14 protein-coding genes are annotated in these 14,786 nt (G+C 65.6%); 12 read left to right on the top strand and 2 right to left on the bottom strand.

Features of this window, described 5'->3' with window-relative positions; genetic code table 11:
• Positions 1–29 precede the first annotated feature (29 nt).
• From cpaB to WS46_RS22375, 11 genes are all read left to right on the top strand, one after another.
• Positions 30–971 carry a Flp pilus assembly protein CpaB gene (gene cpaB, locus WS46_RS22425; protein WP_059691804.1) on the top strand — a complete coding sequence of 314 codons (942 nt, stop codon included), beginning with the start codon at positions 30–32 and terminating at the stop codon, positions 969–971.
• A gap of 64 nt (positions 972–1,035) precedes the next feature.
• Entirely contained in the window at positions 1,036–2,367 is a 1,332-nt protein-coding gene (locus WS46_RS22420) for a type II and III secretion system protein family protein (protein WP_059691803.1), read from the top strand.
• Between the two features lie 60 nt (positions 2,368–2,427).
• The gene (locus WS46_RS22415; protein ID WP_059691839.1) at positions 2,428–3,702 is read left to right on the top strand and encodes a fimbrial protein; all 1,275 of its coding nucleotides are present in this window, start codon (positions 2,428–2,430) and stop codon (positions 3,700–3,702) included.
• A gap of 3 nt (positions 3,703–3,705) precedes the next feature.
• Positions 3,706–5,073, top strand: a complete 1,368-nt coding sequence (locus tag WS46_RS22410) for a CpaF family protein (protein ID WP_059532996.1) — start codon at positions 3,706–3,708, stop codon at positions 5,071–5,073.
• Entirely contained in the window at positions 5,066–6,058 is a 993-nt protein-coding gene (locus WS46_RS22405; protein WP_059691802.1) for a type II secretion system F family protein, read from the top strand. Before WS46_RS22410 ends, WS46_RS22405 begins: the two co-directional genes overlap by 8 nt.
• A gap of 4 nt (positions 6,059–6,062) precedes the next feature.
• The gene (locus WS46_RS22400) at positions 6,063–7,058 is read left to right on the top strand and encodes a type II secretion system F family protein (protein ID WP_059532990.1); all 996 of its coding nucleotides are present in this window, start codon (positions 6,063–6,065) and stop codon (positions 7,056–7,058) included.
• A gap of 18 nt (positions 7,059–7,076) precedes the next feature.
• A complete protein-coding gene (locus WS46_RS22395) occupies positions 7,077–7,919 on the top strand; it encodes a pilus assembly protein (protein WP_059691801.1) in 843 nt (280 codons plus the stop codon).
• A 26-nt stretch (positions 7,920–7,945) separates the two neighbouring features.
• Positions 7,946–8,272, top strand: a complete 327-nt coding sequence (locus tag WS46_RS22390) for a DUF3613 domain-containing protein (protein ID WP_059691800.1) — start codon at positions 7,946–7,948, stop codon at positions 8,270–8,272.
• Positions 8,273–8,277: 5 nt separating this feature from the next.
• A complete protein-coding gene (locus WS46_RS22385; RefSeq protein WP_257130037.1) occupies positions 8,278–10,323 on the top strand; it encodes a pilus assembly protein TadG-related protein in 2,046 nt (681 codons plus the stop codon).
• 110 nt (positions 10,324–10,433) lie between these two features.
• The gene (locus WS46_RS22380; RefSeq protein WP_059532978.1) at positions 10,434–11,825 is read left to right on the top strand and encodes a sigma 54-interacting transcriptional regulator; all 1,392 of its coding nucleotides are present in this window, start codon (positions 10,434–10,436) and stop codon (positions 11,823–11,825) included.
• 55 nt (positions 11,826–11,880) lie between these two features.
• On the top strand, positions 11,881–12,588 hold the full coding sequence (locus WS46_RS22375) for a DUF2968 domain-containing protein (protein ID WP_059691798.1): 708 nt from the start codon (positions 11,881–11,883) through the stop codon (positions 12,586–12,588).
• An 83-nt stretch (positions 12,589–12,671) separates the two neighbouring features.
• Here WS46_RS22375 and hfq read toward each other — a convergent pair whose 3' ends face one another.
• Positions 12,672–13,265 (bottom strand): RNA chaperone Hfq, encoded by a 594-nt coding sequence (gene hfq / locus WS46_RS22370; RefSeq protein WP_059691797.1) that lies wholly within the window; start codon positions 13,263–13,265, stop codon positions 12,672–12,674.
• Positions 13,266–13,558: 293 nt separating this feature from the next.
• Between hfq and WS46_RS22365 the strand changes: the two genes are divergently transcribed.
• The gene (locus WS46_RS22365; RefSeq protein ID WP_059533118.1) at positions 13,559–13,840 is read left to right on the top strand and encodes a PXPV repeat protein; all 282 of its coding nucleotides are present in this window, start codon (positions 13,559–13,561) and stop codon (positions 13,838–13,840) included.
• A 27-nt stretch (positions 13,841–13,867) separates the two neighbouring features.
• On the opposite strand, the gene WS46_RS22360 is transcribed toward WS46_RS22365, so the two are convergent.
• The gene (locus WS46_RS22360; RefSeq protein ID WP_059691838.1) at positions 13,868–14,782 is read right to left on the bottom strand and encodes a DUF1571 domain-containing protein; all 915 of its coding nucleotides are present in this window, start codon (positions 14,780–14,782) and stop codon (positions 13,868–13,870) included.
• Positions 14,783–14,786 lie beyond the last annotated feature (4 nt).

The raw sequence follows: 14,786 nt of genomic DNA, 5'->3' as shown, positions 1-14,786 counted from the left end.
CGGACCTTATCCGGTATCCATTCGACAACATGGCCAATAACGTAACGAAGATCATCGCGGGGCTGCTGATCGCGATCGCCGTTCTGCTCGGAATCTATGCATGGATGCTCGGGCGCAGTTCGTCTAGTCCTGTCCCGGCGCAACCGGCAGCGGCCGCGACTCCGGTGCCGGTCGTGGTCGCGACGCGCACGCTGTCTGTCGGTCAGCCGATCGCCGCGGACGCGTTGAAGATTCAGCCGACCGCACCAGCGCCGGCAGGGGCGTTTTCCGATCCGGCCACACTGGTCGGTCGCGTACCGGCACGCGACATTCCGGCATCGGCGCCCGTCGTCTCGGGCGCACTGGTGTCGGGCCTTGCCGAGGACGTCGAGCCGGGCGAGCGCGCAATCGCGGTTCGCGTCGACGAGACCAATGCGGTCGGCAACCGCCTTCGGCCCGGCAATTTCGTCGACGTGTTCCTGAACCTGAAGCGGGAAGGAGGTGGCGCGATGTTCGACGGTGAAGTCTCGCAGACGCAGGCACGGCTCCTGATGTCGAAGGTTCGCGTGCTGTCGTTCGGCGACGCGACGCCGGATCGCGACAGCGGCAACAACACGAACGGCAGCAATGGCCAGCCGAGCAACACGCGCATCGCGGTACTCGCGGTGCCGACCGCGCAGGTCGATGCGTTGACACTCGGCGAGGCGAGCGGCCGGCTGACGCTCGCGCTGCGCAACCCGCGCGACGACGAGCTCGCGACGCAGACGGTGGCGGTGCGCACGGACAACAAGCTGTCGCCGTCGGCGCTTGCCGCCGCCGGCGTATCGCTGCAACAGCTGTCCGGCACGTCGAGGACCGCTGTGGCCAACGTGAACGTGCCGCCGCTGCCGTCGCGCCTGCCGCCTGCGATGCGAGCCGGCGGCAGCGGCAACGGGGGCGGGGGCAGCATCGAGGTGATCCGCGGCGGCCGGTCGGAAACGGTCGCGTATTGAACAACATCGATGGCAATCGATATCGGCGAAGACAAGTAAAGGCCGTGCGACGGTCCAACAAACAATGAAAAACACACTGATTGCATTCGCGATTGCGCTCTGGACCCTGACATTCGCCTCCATTGCAAGCGCGAGCGGCACGATCGAGCTCGCCGTCGGCGCGCAGCGGCAGATTTCCGCCGGCCACGCGCTGCAGCGGGTCGCCGTCGGCGAACCGGCAATCGCCGATGTGCTGATCATGAAGGGCAGTCGTTCCGGTTCGGTGCTGCTGACCGCGAAAGCGCCAGGTGCGACGAACGTGATGTTGTGGGAGCGCGGTCGCGACGAGCCGACGGTGTGGAGCGTGGAAGTCGTCGACGCGGCGGCGCAAGCGGTACTCGACGGTTCTACGCCGCAGGTGAAGGCGTACGGCGGGACGTCGGTGCTGCGGGGAACGTCGGCATCGCTCGATGCTCACGAACGGGCCGCGGCGGTCGCCAAAAACATGAGCCCCAAAGGCACGGTGATCGATCGCTCGACGCTGGCCGGCAAGAACGTCGTGCAGGTCGATGTGCGGGTGGTGGAATTCAGCCGTTCGGTGCTCAAGCAGATCGGCTTCAATTTCTTCAAGCAGAGCAACGGCTTTTCGTTCGGTTCGTTCGCACCGGGCGGCGTGCAATCGTATAACGGCGCAGCGGGCCCGGGCACGGGCTCATACATTCCGACGCTTGGCGCGCCGGTCGCGTCAGCGTTCAACCTGGTTGTGAACGCAGCAGGACGAGGCATCTTCGCCGACCTGTCGCTGCTCGAAGCGAACAACATGGCGCGCGTGCTCGCGGAGCCGACGCTCGTCGCGCTGTCCGGTCAGAGCGCCAGCTTCCTCGCGGGCGGCGAGATTCCGGTGCCGGCGCCGCAGGGACTCGGCTCGACCGCGATCCAGTGGAAGCAATACGGCGTCGGGCTGTCGCTGACCCCGACGGTGTTGAGCCCGAGCCGGATCGCGCTGAAGGTCGCACCGGAATCGAGCCAGCTCGATTTCGTGAACAGCGTGACGATCAGCGGCGTCGCCGTGCCGGGGATCACGACGCGTCGTGCCGATACGACGGTCGAACTCGGTGACGGCGAGAGCTTCGTGATCGGCGGCCTGATCGATCGCCAGACATTGTCGAACGTGAGCAAGGTGCCGCTGCTCGGCGACCTGCCGATCATCGGCACGTTCTTCAAGAACCTGAACTACCAGCAGAACGACAAGGAATTGCTGATCATCGTGACACCGCATCTCGTCGCACCGATTGCGAAGGGGGCGGTACTGCCTGCGACGCCCGGCGAGTTGTCGGAGCAGCGTGACGGGCCGGTGTGGCGATCCTATCTGGGCGGTGCGGCGTCGCCGGATGCGGCACCGGGGTTTTCGAAATGAATCTGAAGCATTGCGCGTCGCGGCACATCGCTACGCCATGCGTAATCGGGGGTGTTCGACATGAATGCACGAACCCAATCATTGTGTGAACCCGCCGTGACCGACTACTTCGTTTGTGCGTCGACAAAGGAAGCGCATGTGCGCTGGTTGGCCGATACGCTGGTTTCGGCCGGTGCGGTCGAGGCCGCGTCGCTGGAACCGGGTGTGTTGGCACAGCGCATCACCGGGCTCAATCCGGCCCTCGTGTTCATCGACTTCTCCGAACGCAGCGAAGCGGCGAGCGTCGCCGCGGCCACGGTACGTGCGGCGCATCCGGGGTTGCCGATCGTCGCGCTCGGCTCGCTCACCCAGCCGGAGAGCACGCTCGCCGCACTGCGCGCGGGCGTGCGCGACTTCATCGACGTGTCGGCATCGGCCGAGGACGCGCTGCGAACGACGCGTGGCTTGCTGTCCCACGTCGGCGAGCCGACGAGCCGCCACGGCAAGGTCGTCGCGTTGCTCGGCGCGCGTGCGGGCATGGGCGTCAGCACGCTTGCCGCGAATCTCGCGGTCTGGCTGCAGAAGCGGGCGCTCGGCCCGGGCGCGACGGGCGGCGCGGACGGCGGCGTGCCGGCCGGTCGCCAGACCGCGCTGATCGACCTGGGATTGCCGGCCGGCGACGGCGCGCTGTTCCTGAACACGCGCTGCGAATTCCACTTTATCGACGCCGTGCAGAATCTGCGCCGCATCGATCGCACGTTCGTGAACACCGCGCTCACGCGACACCAGAGCGGCGTCGCACTGACGACGCTGCCGCCGGACCTCGGCGGATTGCGCGACGTGTCCTATGCGTCGTGCATCGGGTTGCTGAACCGCTTCCGTGCGTTCTTCGACCAGCAGGTCGTCGATCTCGGCGGGTTCTCGAATCGGGAGTTCGTCACGCAGATCGCGGCATCGGCCGACGAGGCGTGGCTTGTCTGCGATCAGGGCGTCGCGTCGATCGTTTCGGCCGCCGACCTGCTCACCGGGCTGCGCGATGCGGGCGTCGATACCGATCGCGTCAAGCTCGTGGTCAACCAGTACGATTCCGCGCTGGATCTGATGCCCGGACAGATCGCCGAGCGTCTCGGGTTGTCGCTGGTCGGCACCTTGCCGGCACGTCGCGTCGCGATCGGCCATGCGGCAAACCAGGGGCGGCTCATCATCGACGCGGCGGAGCGCGATCCGTATGTGCGCGCACTCGAATCCCTCGCCACGCGGCTGCCCGGCGTATCGGGCGTGGCGGGCGCGTCGCGCGCGGCGCCCGGCCTGTCGGCGCTCAAACGCTTCATTCAACCCTCGTCCAAGCGGTCATAACCGATGGCACACGACATTCAATTCGCCGACGGCGCAGCGCCGTTCTCCCAGACGCAGCAATTCCACGACATCAAGAATGCGGCGCACGAGCATCTGCTGACGCGTATCGAGGAACTGGGCGCCGAGTTCGGCCGATGGTCGCGCCAGGCGATCAATCAGTTCGTCGATCTCGAGATCGACAGCTTCGTCCGCCTGCGCCGCATTCCGCTCAACGAGAACGAGGTGCGGGCGATCGCCGAGGCGCTGACGAAGGAACTCGCCGGCTTCGGGCCGATCGAGGACCTGCTCGCGGATCCGGCGGTCGAGGACATCCTGATCAACGGCTACAACGACGTGTACGTGTCGCGGCACGGGATTCTCGCGAAGCTGCCGGTGCGTTTCACCGATAACGCGCACTTGCTGCGGATCGTGCGTCGGATCCTCGCGCCGATCGGGCGTCGTCTCGACGAATCGAACCCGATGGTCGACGCGCGACTGCCCGATGGCGGCCGCGTGAACGTCGTGATCGAGCCGCTGTCGATCGACGGCCCGATCGTGTCGATCCGCAAATTCCGCAAGGATCCGCTCAAGCCCTCGGACCTGCTCGGCAACGGCACGTACAACGACGAGATCGGCGCGCTGCTCGAGGCGGCGGTCGAGGCACGCTGCAACGTGCTCGTGTCGGGCGGCACGAGTTCGGGCAAGACGTCGCTGCTCAACGCGCTCGCATTCCACATTCCGGAGGCCGAGCGCGTCGTGACGATCGAGGATACGGCGGAGCTGTCGCTGAACCACCCGCACGTCGTGCGGCTCGAAAGCCGCCCCGGCGGATTCGACGGCAGCGGTGTCGTGACGATTCGCGACCTGCTGCGCAACACGTTGCGGATGCGTCCGGACCGGATCATCGTCGGCGAAGTGCGCGGCGGTGAAGTGCTCGAAATGCTGCAGGCGATGAACACGGGCCACGACGGCTCGATGGGCACCGTGCACGCGAGCTCGCCGCGCGAGTGCCTGTACCGTCTCGAGATGCTCGCCGGGTTCGCCGGCTTCCAGGGGACCGAGTCGAGCTTGCGTCGCCAGATCGCGAACGCGATCGATTTCATCGTGCAGATCGGCCGGCTGTCGAATGGACGCCGCCGGATTCTGTCGATTACCGAGGTGACCGGGCTGTCCGACAACATCATCGCGACGCAGGAGCTGTATCGCTACGAAGCGCGCGTGACGCCGGAAGGCGAGGAAGTCGATCACTGGGAATCGCTCGGCATTCATCCGCATTCGCCGAAGCTCGCGCGCTTCCGCCAGACGCTGACGAACGGCGCGATGGGCGGGGGCGGTTTCGGTGGCGGCTTTGGCGGCGGCGGGTTCGGCCGCGGCGGGGGCTTCAATGTATAGCGCGATGATCTGGGTGCTCGCGGTCGCGATGCTGTGCGTGGCATCGGCACTGATGCTGTGGCGACATGCGGAAACCCGGCGCGTGCGCACCGATGCGAAGCGCTTCATCGACAGTCGGCTCGAACCCGGCGTGCGCGTGGCGGCACCGGCTGCACGATCGGCGGCATCCGCCGCGTCGCGGGCCGTGCCGTCGTCCGGTGGCGCGCACAATGCCGCGTCTCGTGCGTTCTGGGCGCACTGGTATGCGCTCGCAACGGAGTATCTGACCAACCTCGTGAACCGTGCGGGGATCGAAGGCGCACGCGGCAAGGCGATCGTCGCGCTGGCCGCTCTCGCCGCGGTGGCGGCAATCGCGGGCAGCCGCGGCGGCGTGCTTGCGTGTTTCGCGGCGCTTGCGTGCGGCGGCGCGATCTTCGGCGTCTGGCTCACGTCGCGAATCCAGAAGCGGCGACTGAAAATCGTCCGGCAGATCCCGTCGTTTCTCGACGGGATCGTGCGACTGGTGACGCTCGGCAACAGCGTGCCGGCCGCATTCCAGGCAGCGCTGCTGACGACGGAGGAGCCGCTGCGGGGGTGTCTCGATCACGTGTCCCGGATGCTGCGCTCGGGTGTCGAGATCGATCGCGCGATGCTTCACATCGCCAAGATCTACCGGACCGAGGAGTTCGAATTGCTCGGCTCGGTACTGCGGTTGTCGGTCAAGTACGGCGGTCGCGCGGACGTCATGCTGGAGCGGATGGCCGTCTTCATGCGCGACCTCGAGCAAGCGGAGCGCGAGCTGACGGCGATGTCGGCGGAAACGCGGCTGTCGGCATTCGTGCTCGTGATGTTGCCGATCGGGATCGGCAGCTTTGTCGTGATGACCAACCCGAAATACCTGGAAGGGATGTGGAACGATCCGAGCGGGCAAATGCTCCTCATGTTCGCGTTCCTGGCACAGGTTGCGGGCAGCGTATGGCTGTATCGAATGGCTCGACTCAGGTGATGCGATGACAGCAACTCAGATCGGATCGGTCGCACTGGCACTTGGCGCGCTGGGCGTGCTGTTGTTTGGAATGATCGCGTTGTTGCGTGCGAGTGCCGCGTCGCGTGCAGAACGTGCGCTGGCCGATGCGCTCGATCAGCGCATGGCGGCGCTGGAGGCAGCCAAGGCGCGGACCGCGGCGGACGAGGTTCCATCCGCGAAACCGGATACGCGCGGGCGCGAGCGCATCGAGCGCATGCTTGCGCGATTCTCGGCAACAGGGATGCGCTGGCTCGATACCGGGTTCGGCAAGCACATCGTCGCGGAAGAGGACCGTCGTCTGCTCGAGCAATGCGGTTACGTCGACGCGCGTACGCGCGGGCTGTTCCTGATCGCGCGAATTGCATGCGGGATCGCGTTGCCGTTGCTGTTCGCGATATTCGCGAGCGGACGAACGACGAGAGGATTCTGGATGATCGGCATGTTCGCCGCATTCGGGTTCGGCTTCATGTTGCCGAAGCTCTACCTGCAGCGTCGTGCCGCCGCGCGGCGCCAGAGTGTCATCGACGAGCTGCCGTTGCTCGTCGACATGCTGCGCTTGTTGCAGGGCGTCGGATTGTCACTGGATCAAAGCCTGCAGGTCGTGACGAACGATTTCCGCGGGATGATGCCGGTGCTGTCGTCGGAGGTCGGAATCGCGCAGCGTCAATTCGCAGCGGGCCGCACGCGCGAGCAGTCGATGCAACGGTTGTCGAGCGGATTCGACAACGAGGACTTGCGCGCGATCGCGCGGCTGATGGTGCAGGTCGACAAGCACGGCGGCGCGGTTCAGGAGCCGCTCAAGCAGTTCGGCGACCGGCTTCGGGAAACGCGTCGCGCGATGCTGCGCGACCGGATCGGTCGGCTGACCGTAAAGATGACCGGTGTGATGGTGGTGACATTGCTGCCCGCACTGCTGATCGTGACGGCCGGACCGGGGTTGTTGGCCGTGATGCGTGCGCTGACGGCGCATCATCATTGACGGACGGAAGGAAATACGATGAAGCGGATCGGCGGAATGGCGAGGCACGCTGGCGTGGTGGCGGTGGTAGCGCTGCTCGGCGCATGTGCGACCAAGGAGGGCGGGTACGGCGTGAACGCGCAGGCAGAACGCGCGGCGCTGATTCAGGCGGCCGACCAGAAGCAGGCGGTGCCGGATACGCCTGCGATGTATCTCGGTCTGATCCAGCGGATGCAGGCGCAGGGCCTCTATTACGCGTCGCTCGCGCACATCGACGCTTACGACAAGGCCTACGGCGTGTCGCCGGACACGATTCTGCTGCGCGCGGACGCGCTGCGGATGACCGACCAGCCGGCTGCCGGCGCGGCTGCGTATACGCAGTTGCTGAAGACGCCGCTGGCCTCGCGTGGTTACCGCGGGCTGGGGTTGATCGCCGGTGCGGCCGGCGATTTCGGTCTGGCTGTACAGGCACTGACGCAGGCGTCGGAGCTTGCGCCGACCGACGCGTCGCTGCTGTCCGATCTCGCTTATGCGAAATTGCGTAACGGCGATGTGGTGGGCGCGCGGGTGCCGTTGATGAAGGCAGCGGAACTGGATCAACGCAATCCGAAGATCGTCAGCAACCTCGCACTGTATCTGCTCGCGTCCGGGCGCACGCAGGATGCGCAGCGACTGATGAATCAGCAGCGTCTACCGGCGGATATCCGCAAGGACATTCTTGGCGATGCCGCAAAGATTACGGCCGCGGCGCGTGCACAGCAGCGTGCGGTCGCGACGCCACCGGTGGTGTCGCGGCACGCCGCGACCGCGCCGATCACACCGATGGCAAACAATCTCGGCTATGACCAGACCGTGCCGCTGCTGCAACGGTTTGCACAATGAACAGAACGAACAGGCGGGGGAACGACATGAACAACAATGATCGTCGGAACATGCATGCGGGGCGCGTTGCGATGCTGGCGGCGGTTGCCTGCATGGCGCTGGGAACCGTCACCGCATACGCACAGCAGGATGCGGCACCGGTGGCGTCCGACGTGGGGCGCTCGACCAGGGACTGGCTCACGATGCAGGGCGAAAATCGGGCGGCAGCGCCGACGCAACCGTTGCTTGGCGACGTCGCGTCGTTGATCTACCAGCGTTATCTCGATTCGTTCAAGAACAAGATTCCTGAGTCGATGAGCACGCAGCTCGGTTCGTCAGGTGGCATGTCGGGTAACGGACAGGGCGCGCAGTAAGCGAAATGGCGATGCGCGCGGATCAATCACGGGTGGGGCGGCGACACGGTACTGACGGGCCGGCGGGGCAGCGTCAGCGCGGCTCCATCGCGATCATGGCGGCGATCTGGCTGTCGGTTGCCGTCATCGTACTCAGCGGGATCGACATCGGCCGCTTTTATTCCGAACGACGCCATATGCAGGCGGCTGCCGATCTGGCCGCGCTCTCGTCGGTCATGAAAGCCAGCGCGGATACGACCTGCTCGGCGGCGAAGACGGCGGCCCAGCAGGTCGCCAGCCCTTCGGCGAATTCCGTACCGGCAAACGCCACCATTTCCGTAACGTGCGGCGTGTGGACTGCGCCTCAAACCAGCGGCGGTGCCGCGCTGTTTACGCCGACCGCGGGCGATCCGATCAACGGTCAATGCGGCGGCTTGTCGGCAGGGCCGGCCGGATCAACGAACGGCCAGTCGGCCAACGCCGTGTGCGTGAGCGTTTCCGAACCGGTGACGGGCTTTTTCCGCGGCGTGAAGTCGATCAGTGCGTCGGCCATGGCGAAGAGCACGCCGACCGATACCTTTACGCTGACCACGTCGCTCGCCGCGTTGAATGGCGGGCTGGCCAATCAATTGCTCCAGACGCTGACCGGTTCGCCCAAAACGTTGAGCCTCAACGCTGTCGATTACCAGGGGCTGGCGCAGGTCAACCTGAAGCTGGCGGGCATTCTCGCCAATTTGCCGGTCGGCTCGAGCACGGCCGTACTGAACGGCTCCGTGACCCTTGGTCAGCTGGCCAACGCGGTGGTGCAGGCGGCGACCCAACAGAACCTGGTGGGCGCGAACCTGAACGTGCTGAATGCGATCGTCGTCGCGTTTTGTTCCGGCAGTGTCTGCGGCGGGCCGCAGATCGCGCTTAACCAGCTGGTTTCAGCCGCGGTGGCCAACGGCAGCTCTGCAGTCGACGCCAGTGTCAACGCGCTCGGACTGTTGTCGACCGCGCTACAGGTCGCGAACGGCACGAATGCCGTTGCCATCCCGAGCATCACGGTCCAGACGCCGACCGCGCTCGCGCCGCTGCTGAACGCGACGGTGTCGGGTTCCGTATCACTCGCCGGAACGCCGCCGGCCACCGCAAGCGGGCCGCCCGGACCGTCGAATTGCGGGACGTCGAATTGCTTGACCAATACGTCGACAGCGCAGGGGAACGTGTTCCTGAATACGTCGATATCGCTGCTGTCGACGTGCTCCAACGGATCGCTGGTCTATCCGGGGGGCACCTGCCCGTCAGGCAATGCGACGCCGCTGGCCGCCGTGCGACTGCCGATTACCGCGTATGTCGCGCCGGCGAAGGCCGGGCTCGCCTCCGTCACCTGTTCCGCGAACGGCACGAAGAGCGCGACGGTGAACGTGCAGACCGGCGTGGTCGCCGTTTATATCGGTGGGACGGCGAATACGCCGATCAACCTCAATGCGTCCAGCGGTTATGTTCCGAACGGCGGCGCATCGCCGATCACGTTGGTGTCCGTCAACTTGCAGAGCCTGCTGAATCTGCTCAACCTCGGCGGCTTGACATCGGCGCTGACAACGTTGCTCAGCGTCGCCACGCTCGGGCTCCTCAACGTGAACGACATCTCGGTCAACGTCAATTTGCAGCCCGGCCAGTTGACGGTTCCGGTCGCCAATCAAAATCCGACGTCGCTGGTGTTCACCTATCCTGGGCCTGGATCATCCGCGTCGCCGAGTCCGGCACCGCCGTACATGCTTTCCGTGGGAACCGATCAGTTCCTGTCGCCCGCGGTTCAGGGTATCGCCAACGGTGGTCTGACGCTGTCGCTGTCTGCCCCACAGGGCAGTCTGGCAGGATTGCTGGCCGGTATATTGAATCCGGTGGTGAGCCTCATCACCGGGCCGCTTCTGACCGCACTGGCGAGCACACTCGTTCCGCTCCTGCTGCAACCGATCGATTCGCTGCTGACTTCGGTCACCGGCTTGCTCGGCTTGAGTCTGGGGAACGCCTATGTCACAAATACACCGGACTCGATCAAATGCGGCAATCCGATGCTCGTGCAATGAAAACCGCGGCGTCCACTTGCGTCGGGAGCGCGGGCAGCGCTTCGGCCCATGCCCCGCGCCTGACCCGCAGTGCCGCATCACTCGTCAATAACCGTAGCCGCACCTGAATCATGAGAACCACCTCCGCAATCGCAGAACTCGACCTGTACGTCTGGGAAGGCAAGGCGGACATCGTCGACCGCGTTGCCCGCTGCATGGCGAGCTTCGACGTCGAAGTGATCCGCGCCGACAATGCGGAAATCTCGCCGGAGCGCGCCGCGTTGCGGCCGTCGCTCGCGATCATCAGCGTGACGATGATCGAAACCGGCGCGGCATTCCTGCGCGACTGGCAGGCCAACATCGGCATGCCGGTCGTCTGGGTCGGCGCGGCGCGCGACCACGACGCGTCGCAGTATCCGCCCGACTATTCGCACATCCTGCCGCTCGACTTCACCTGCGCCGAACTGCGCGGGATGATCGGCAAGCTCGTCACGCAGCTGCGCGCGCACGCGGCCGATACGCTGCAGCCGTCCGAACTCGTCGCGCACTCGGAGTCGATGCAGGCGCTGCTGCACGAGGTCGATACGTTCGCCGACTGCGACACCAACGTGCTGCTGCACGGCGAAACCGGCGTCGGCAAGGAACGTATCGCGCAATTGCTCCACGAAAAGCATTCGCGCTACCGGACCGGCGAATTCGTGCCGGTCAACTGCGGCGCGATTCCGGACGGCCTGTTCGAATCGCTGTTCTTCGGGCACGCGAAAGGCTCGTTCACCGGCGCGGTTGTTGCGCATAAAGGCTATTTCGAGCAGGCGGCGGGCGGCACGTTGTTCCTCGACGAAGTCGGCGACCTGCCTTTGTATCAGCAGGTCAAGCTGCTGCGCGTGCTGGAGGACGGCGCCGTGCTGCGGGTCGGCGCGACGACGCCGATCAAGGTCGATTTCCGTCTCGTCGCGGCCAGCAACAAGAAGCTGCCGCAGCTCGTGAAGGATGGCCTGTTCCGCGCGGATCTTTACTATCGGCTCGCGGTGATCGAACTGAGCATTCCGTCGCTGGAAGAGCGGGGCGCGGTCGACAAGATCGCGCTGTTCAAGTCGTTCGTCGCGGAGGTGGTGGGCGACGAGCGGCTCGCGCAATTGTCCGACCTGCCTTACTGGCTCGCGGACGCGGTAGCGGACAGCTATTTCCCCGGCAACGTGCGCGAACTGCGCAACCTTGCGGAGCGCGTCGGGGTGACGGTGCGGCAAACGGGCGGCTGGGATGCCGCGCGACTGCAGCGGCTGGTCGCGCATGCACGCAATTCGGCGCAGCCGGTGCCGGTGGAGAGTGCGGCAGAGGTCTTCGTCGACCGCAGCAAGTGGGACATGAACGAGCGCAGCCGCGTGATCGCCGCCCTCGACGCAAACGGTTGGCGGCGTCAGGATACGGCGCAGCAGCTCGGCATCAGCCGGAAAGTCCTGTGGGAAAAGATGCGCAAGTATCAGATATTCGACGAAGAGCCCGAGACTCGCGAAAGCGAATAATTAATGAGATAAAATCGCGCTGAATTACAACGACACGGGCGGGGAATCGAAATTCATGAGCCATATGACGGGGTTGGGGCGGGCGTGTGTGTTGCTCGCCATGATGGGAGGCATGCAGGGCGCGTTCGCGCAGGGGTTGGCCGGCAACGCATCGCCGGCGGTGCAGCAGGCGTCGGCGCCGGTGGCGACGATTCCGGTGATCGATCAGCAGGTTCAGACGTCGGTACAGCCGCAGGCGGGCGAGACGACCGGGCAGAGCACGGTCGACGAACTGCAGCGCCAGATCCAGGCGCATTCGCTGACGGAAATGCGCACCAGCTATAACGGCAGCTACGGCGCGAGCCTGCTGTTCAGCGTGAAGGACGGTTCCTATTTCGTCGCGCTGTTCCAGCAGAAGGCGTTCTGGCGGGTGATCAAGACTTACGACGAAACGCGGGCCGAGACGATCTATCGCGATTTCTCGCGTCAGGCGGAACGGTTGGCCGTCAACGAACTGCGTGCGGCGAAGCTGGAATCGCAAAAGGCGCGGATGGACCGGCAGATCGAAGTCACGCAGGAACGGGCGCGGCGTCTGCAGGCGGACATCTCGATCGCACGCGAGCAGCAGGCAGCGGTCGCGGATCGCCAGAAGAGCGTCCGCACCGAAACGGCGGCGTTGCAGGCGCAACAGGCGCAGCTTCAGTCGCAACTGCGCGCATTGCAGCAGCAGGTGCGTTCGCTGCAGCGCGAGGCCGACGCAGGCTTGCCGACGACGGCGCACTGAGCGGTCACGGCACGGCCGGTGCGGCGACATGCCGCGCCGACCCACCAGAAAAAAGGGCAAGCCGCTTGGCTTGCCCTTTCGTTTTACTGGCCGTCCGGCACGATTCGCCGGCGGCGCGTGACGATCACCGGCCCGTTGCCGCCGCGTGCGTCGGACGGCGACGTGTTGCCCGATGCGTCGCCGGCGTCGCGCGGTGCGCCGTAGCTTTCGCGCGGGGCGCTGTAGCCTTCGCGGGGTTCGCGCGGCGCGCCATAACCCTCGCGCGGTTCGCGCGAGCCATAGCCTTCGCGCGGTTCACGGGAACCGTAACCTTCACGCGGTTCGCGCGAACCGTAGCCGCCGCCGTCGCCGCGCGATTCGCGGGTGCCGCCGTGCGAGCCGTACGGGCTGTGGCCGCCGCCTTCGCGGCCGCCCGGCCGACCGCCGGTACGCGGGCCGCGGGGGCCGCCGCCGCCCGGGCGCGAGCCGCCCGTGTCGAGCTGGATCGTGGAAATCGCACGCTTGTAGATGCCTTGCAGACCCACGGGGGTGCGCAGCATCACCAGGTACTGGTCGAACGACTCGATACACCCCGTCAGACGAATGCCGTTGACGAGATAGATTTCAACACGCTTACGTTCCTTGCGCGCCGAATTGATGAAGTCGTTTTGCGGATGGGATTCTGCGGGATTGGCCATTGAGGTGCGGCAGGAGCCTGCGTCAGAGAATATGTTGTGCGTGTGTGGCGTGGTTGCCCACCAAGTGTTTGGCGGGATTTTACCCTGTTCGTTCCACCAGTGCGCAGTCGCGATTGTGTCGAACCGTAACCCACTATAGACGTTCCCGTGCATTTTCGCGATTCGGTCGAATGGCTAATGCCGTTTCGTTACGTCGCGTTACGACTCTCGCAACGGCGTAGCACCTGGCGGCGCGCGGCGCGATTACATTCGACGCGCGTGCCGGGCTGGCCGGCGGATCCGGGAAGGGGAACATGAACAAGAGGGGATTGGCGGTGTGGATCGGGAGTGTGGCGTTGCTCGCTTCCGGCAGTGCAATGGCGGGACACGTCGACCTATCGGTGGGCATCGGCGTGCCGGTCGCGCCGGTCTATGTCGAGCCGGCACCGGTCTATGTGGCGCCGCAGCCGGCGGTGGTCGCCTATCCGGGTTACGGATACGGCTACTACGGCGAAGAGGACGACGACGGTTACCGGAAATGGCGCAAGCACTATTACAAGCATTGGCGCAAGCATCACGACGATGACGACGATTGAGCGTGACCTGCGCGGCGCCGGTGACGTTCAGAACGCGTAATCCGGATTCTTCGGGTCGAACGCGGATTCGTCGAGCGTCACCGGCGCGATTTTCTCGATGACGATCCGTTCGAAAATCTTGCCGTCGTTGTCATACGATTCGACGGTCCTGAAGTACGGCGCGTGCAGGTCGAGCCCGAGGGTTTCCTTCTTCGCGTAGAACTGCGGGCGGCCGGTCGGCGTCTCGTAGGTGAGCGCGACGACGCGCACGCCGCCGATCGTCTTCGCTTCCACCTGCGTCGGCCGCTGCACGCCGGCTTCCTGGTATTTCTTTCCTTCGGTCAGGTACAGGTTCGTGATGAACTCGGTGCCGAGATCCTTCACCTGGTGATTCGACTGCGCGCGTGCGAGTGCGCCATCGAGCGCCGTCCACAGCGGAATCTTGCCGAGCAGGCCGCCGAGATGGCCGTACATCTCGTCCTTGCGCTGGGTCGTGTCGTAGATCGTCTCCTGTCCGGCATGCGCGCCGCCCGGCAGCCATTTCGCATACACCCGCAACGGTTCGCGGGTCGTCTTCACGAGCATGCGGTCGGGCGTGTCGGACCATTTCCCGCTGATGCGCTCCTGGCGCACCATCGTGAACTGGTACGACGGATAGCCATTGGGACCGTTGCGGATATAGAGCGGGACGGCGAGCGGATCGAGTGTCTTGAACAGCGCCGTGAGCGTCGCGTCGTCAAGTTGTGCGAGCGTGCCGCGCTGGGCGGCCGTGCGCAGCCAGCGCGCCTGCTGCGCGACCGGCTCGCGCGTGACCTTCGCCAGGTCCGCCGGCAGTGCGGCCTCCTGGGCCGCGCTCGCGGCGGCGGCGGTTTCCTGCGCATGCAGGCCGGCTTGCGCGAGCGACAGCATGCACGCGACGGCCGCGGCGGCGTGCCGCGTGCGGCGCTTCGTTCCTTCGTTCATCGAC

It is taken from the genome of Burkholderia sp. RF4-BP95, from assembly GCF_001521985.1.
GTDB classification, from domain to species: Bacteria; Pseudomonadota; Gammaproteobacteria; order Burkholderiales; family Burkholderiaceae; genus Burkholderia; species Burkholderia diffusa.
The sequence above is the reverse complement of the archived record's forward strand: the minus strand, read 5'-3'. Positions and strand labels throughout refer to the sequence as shown.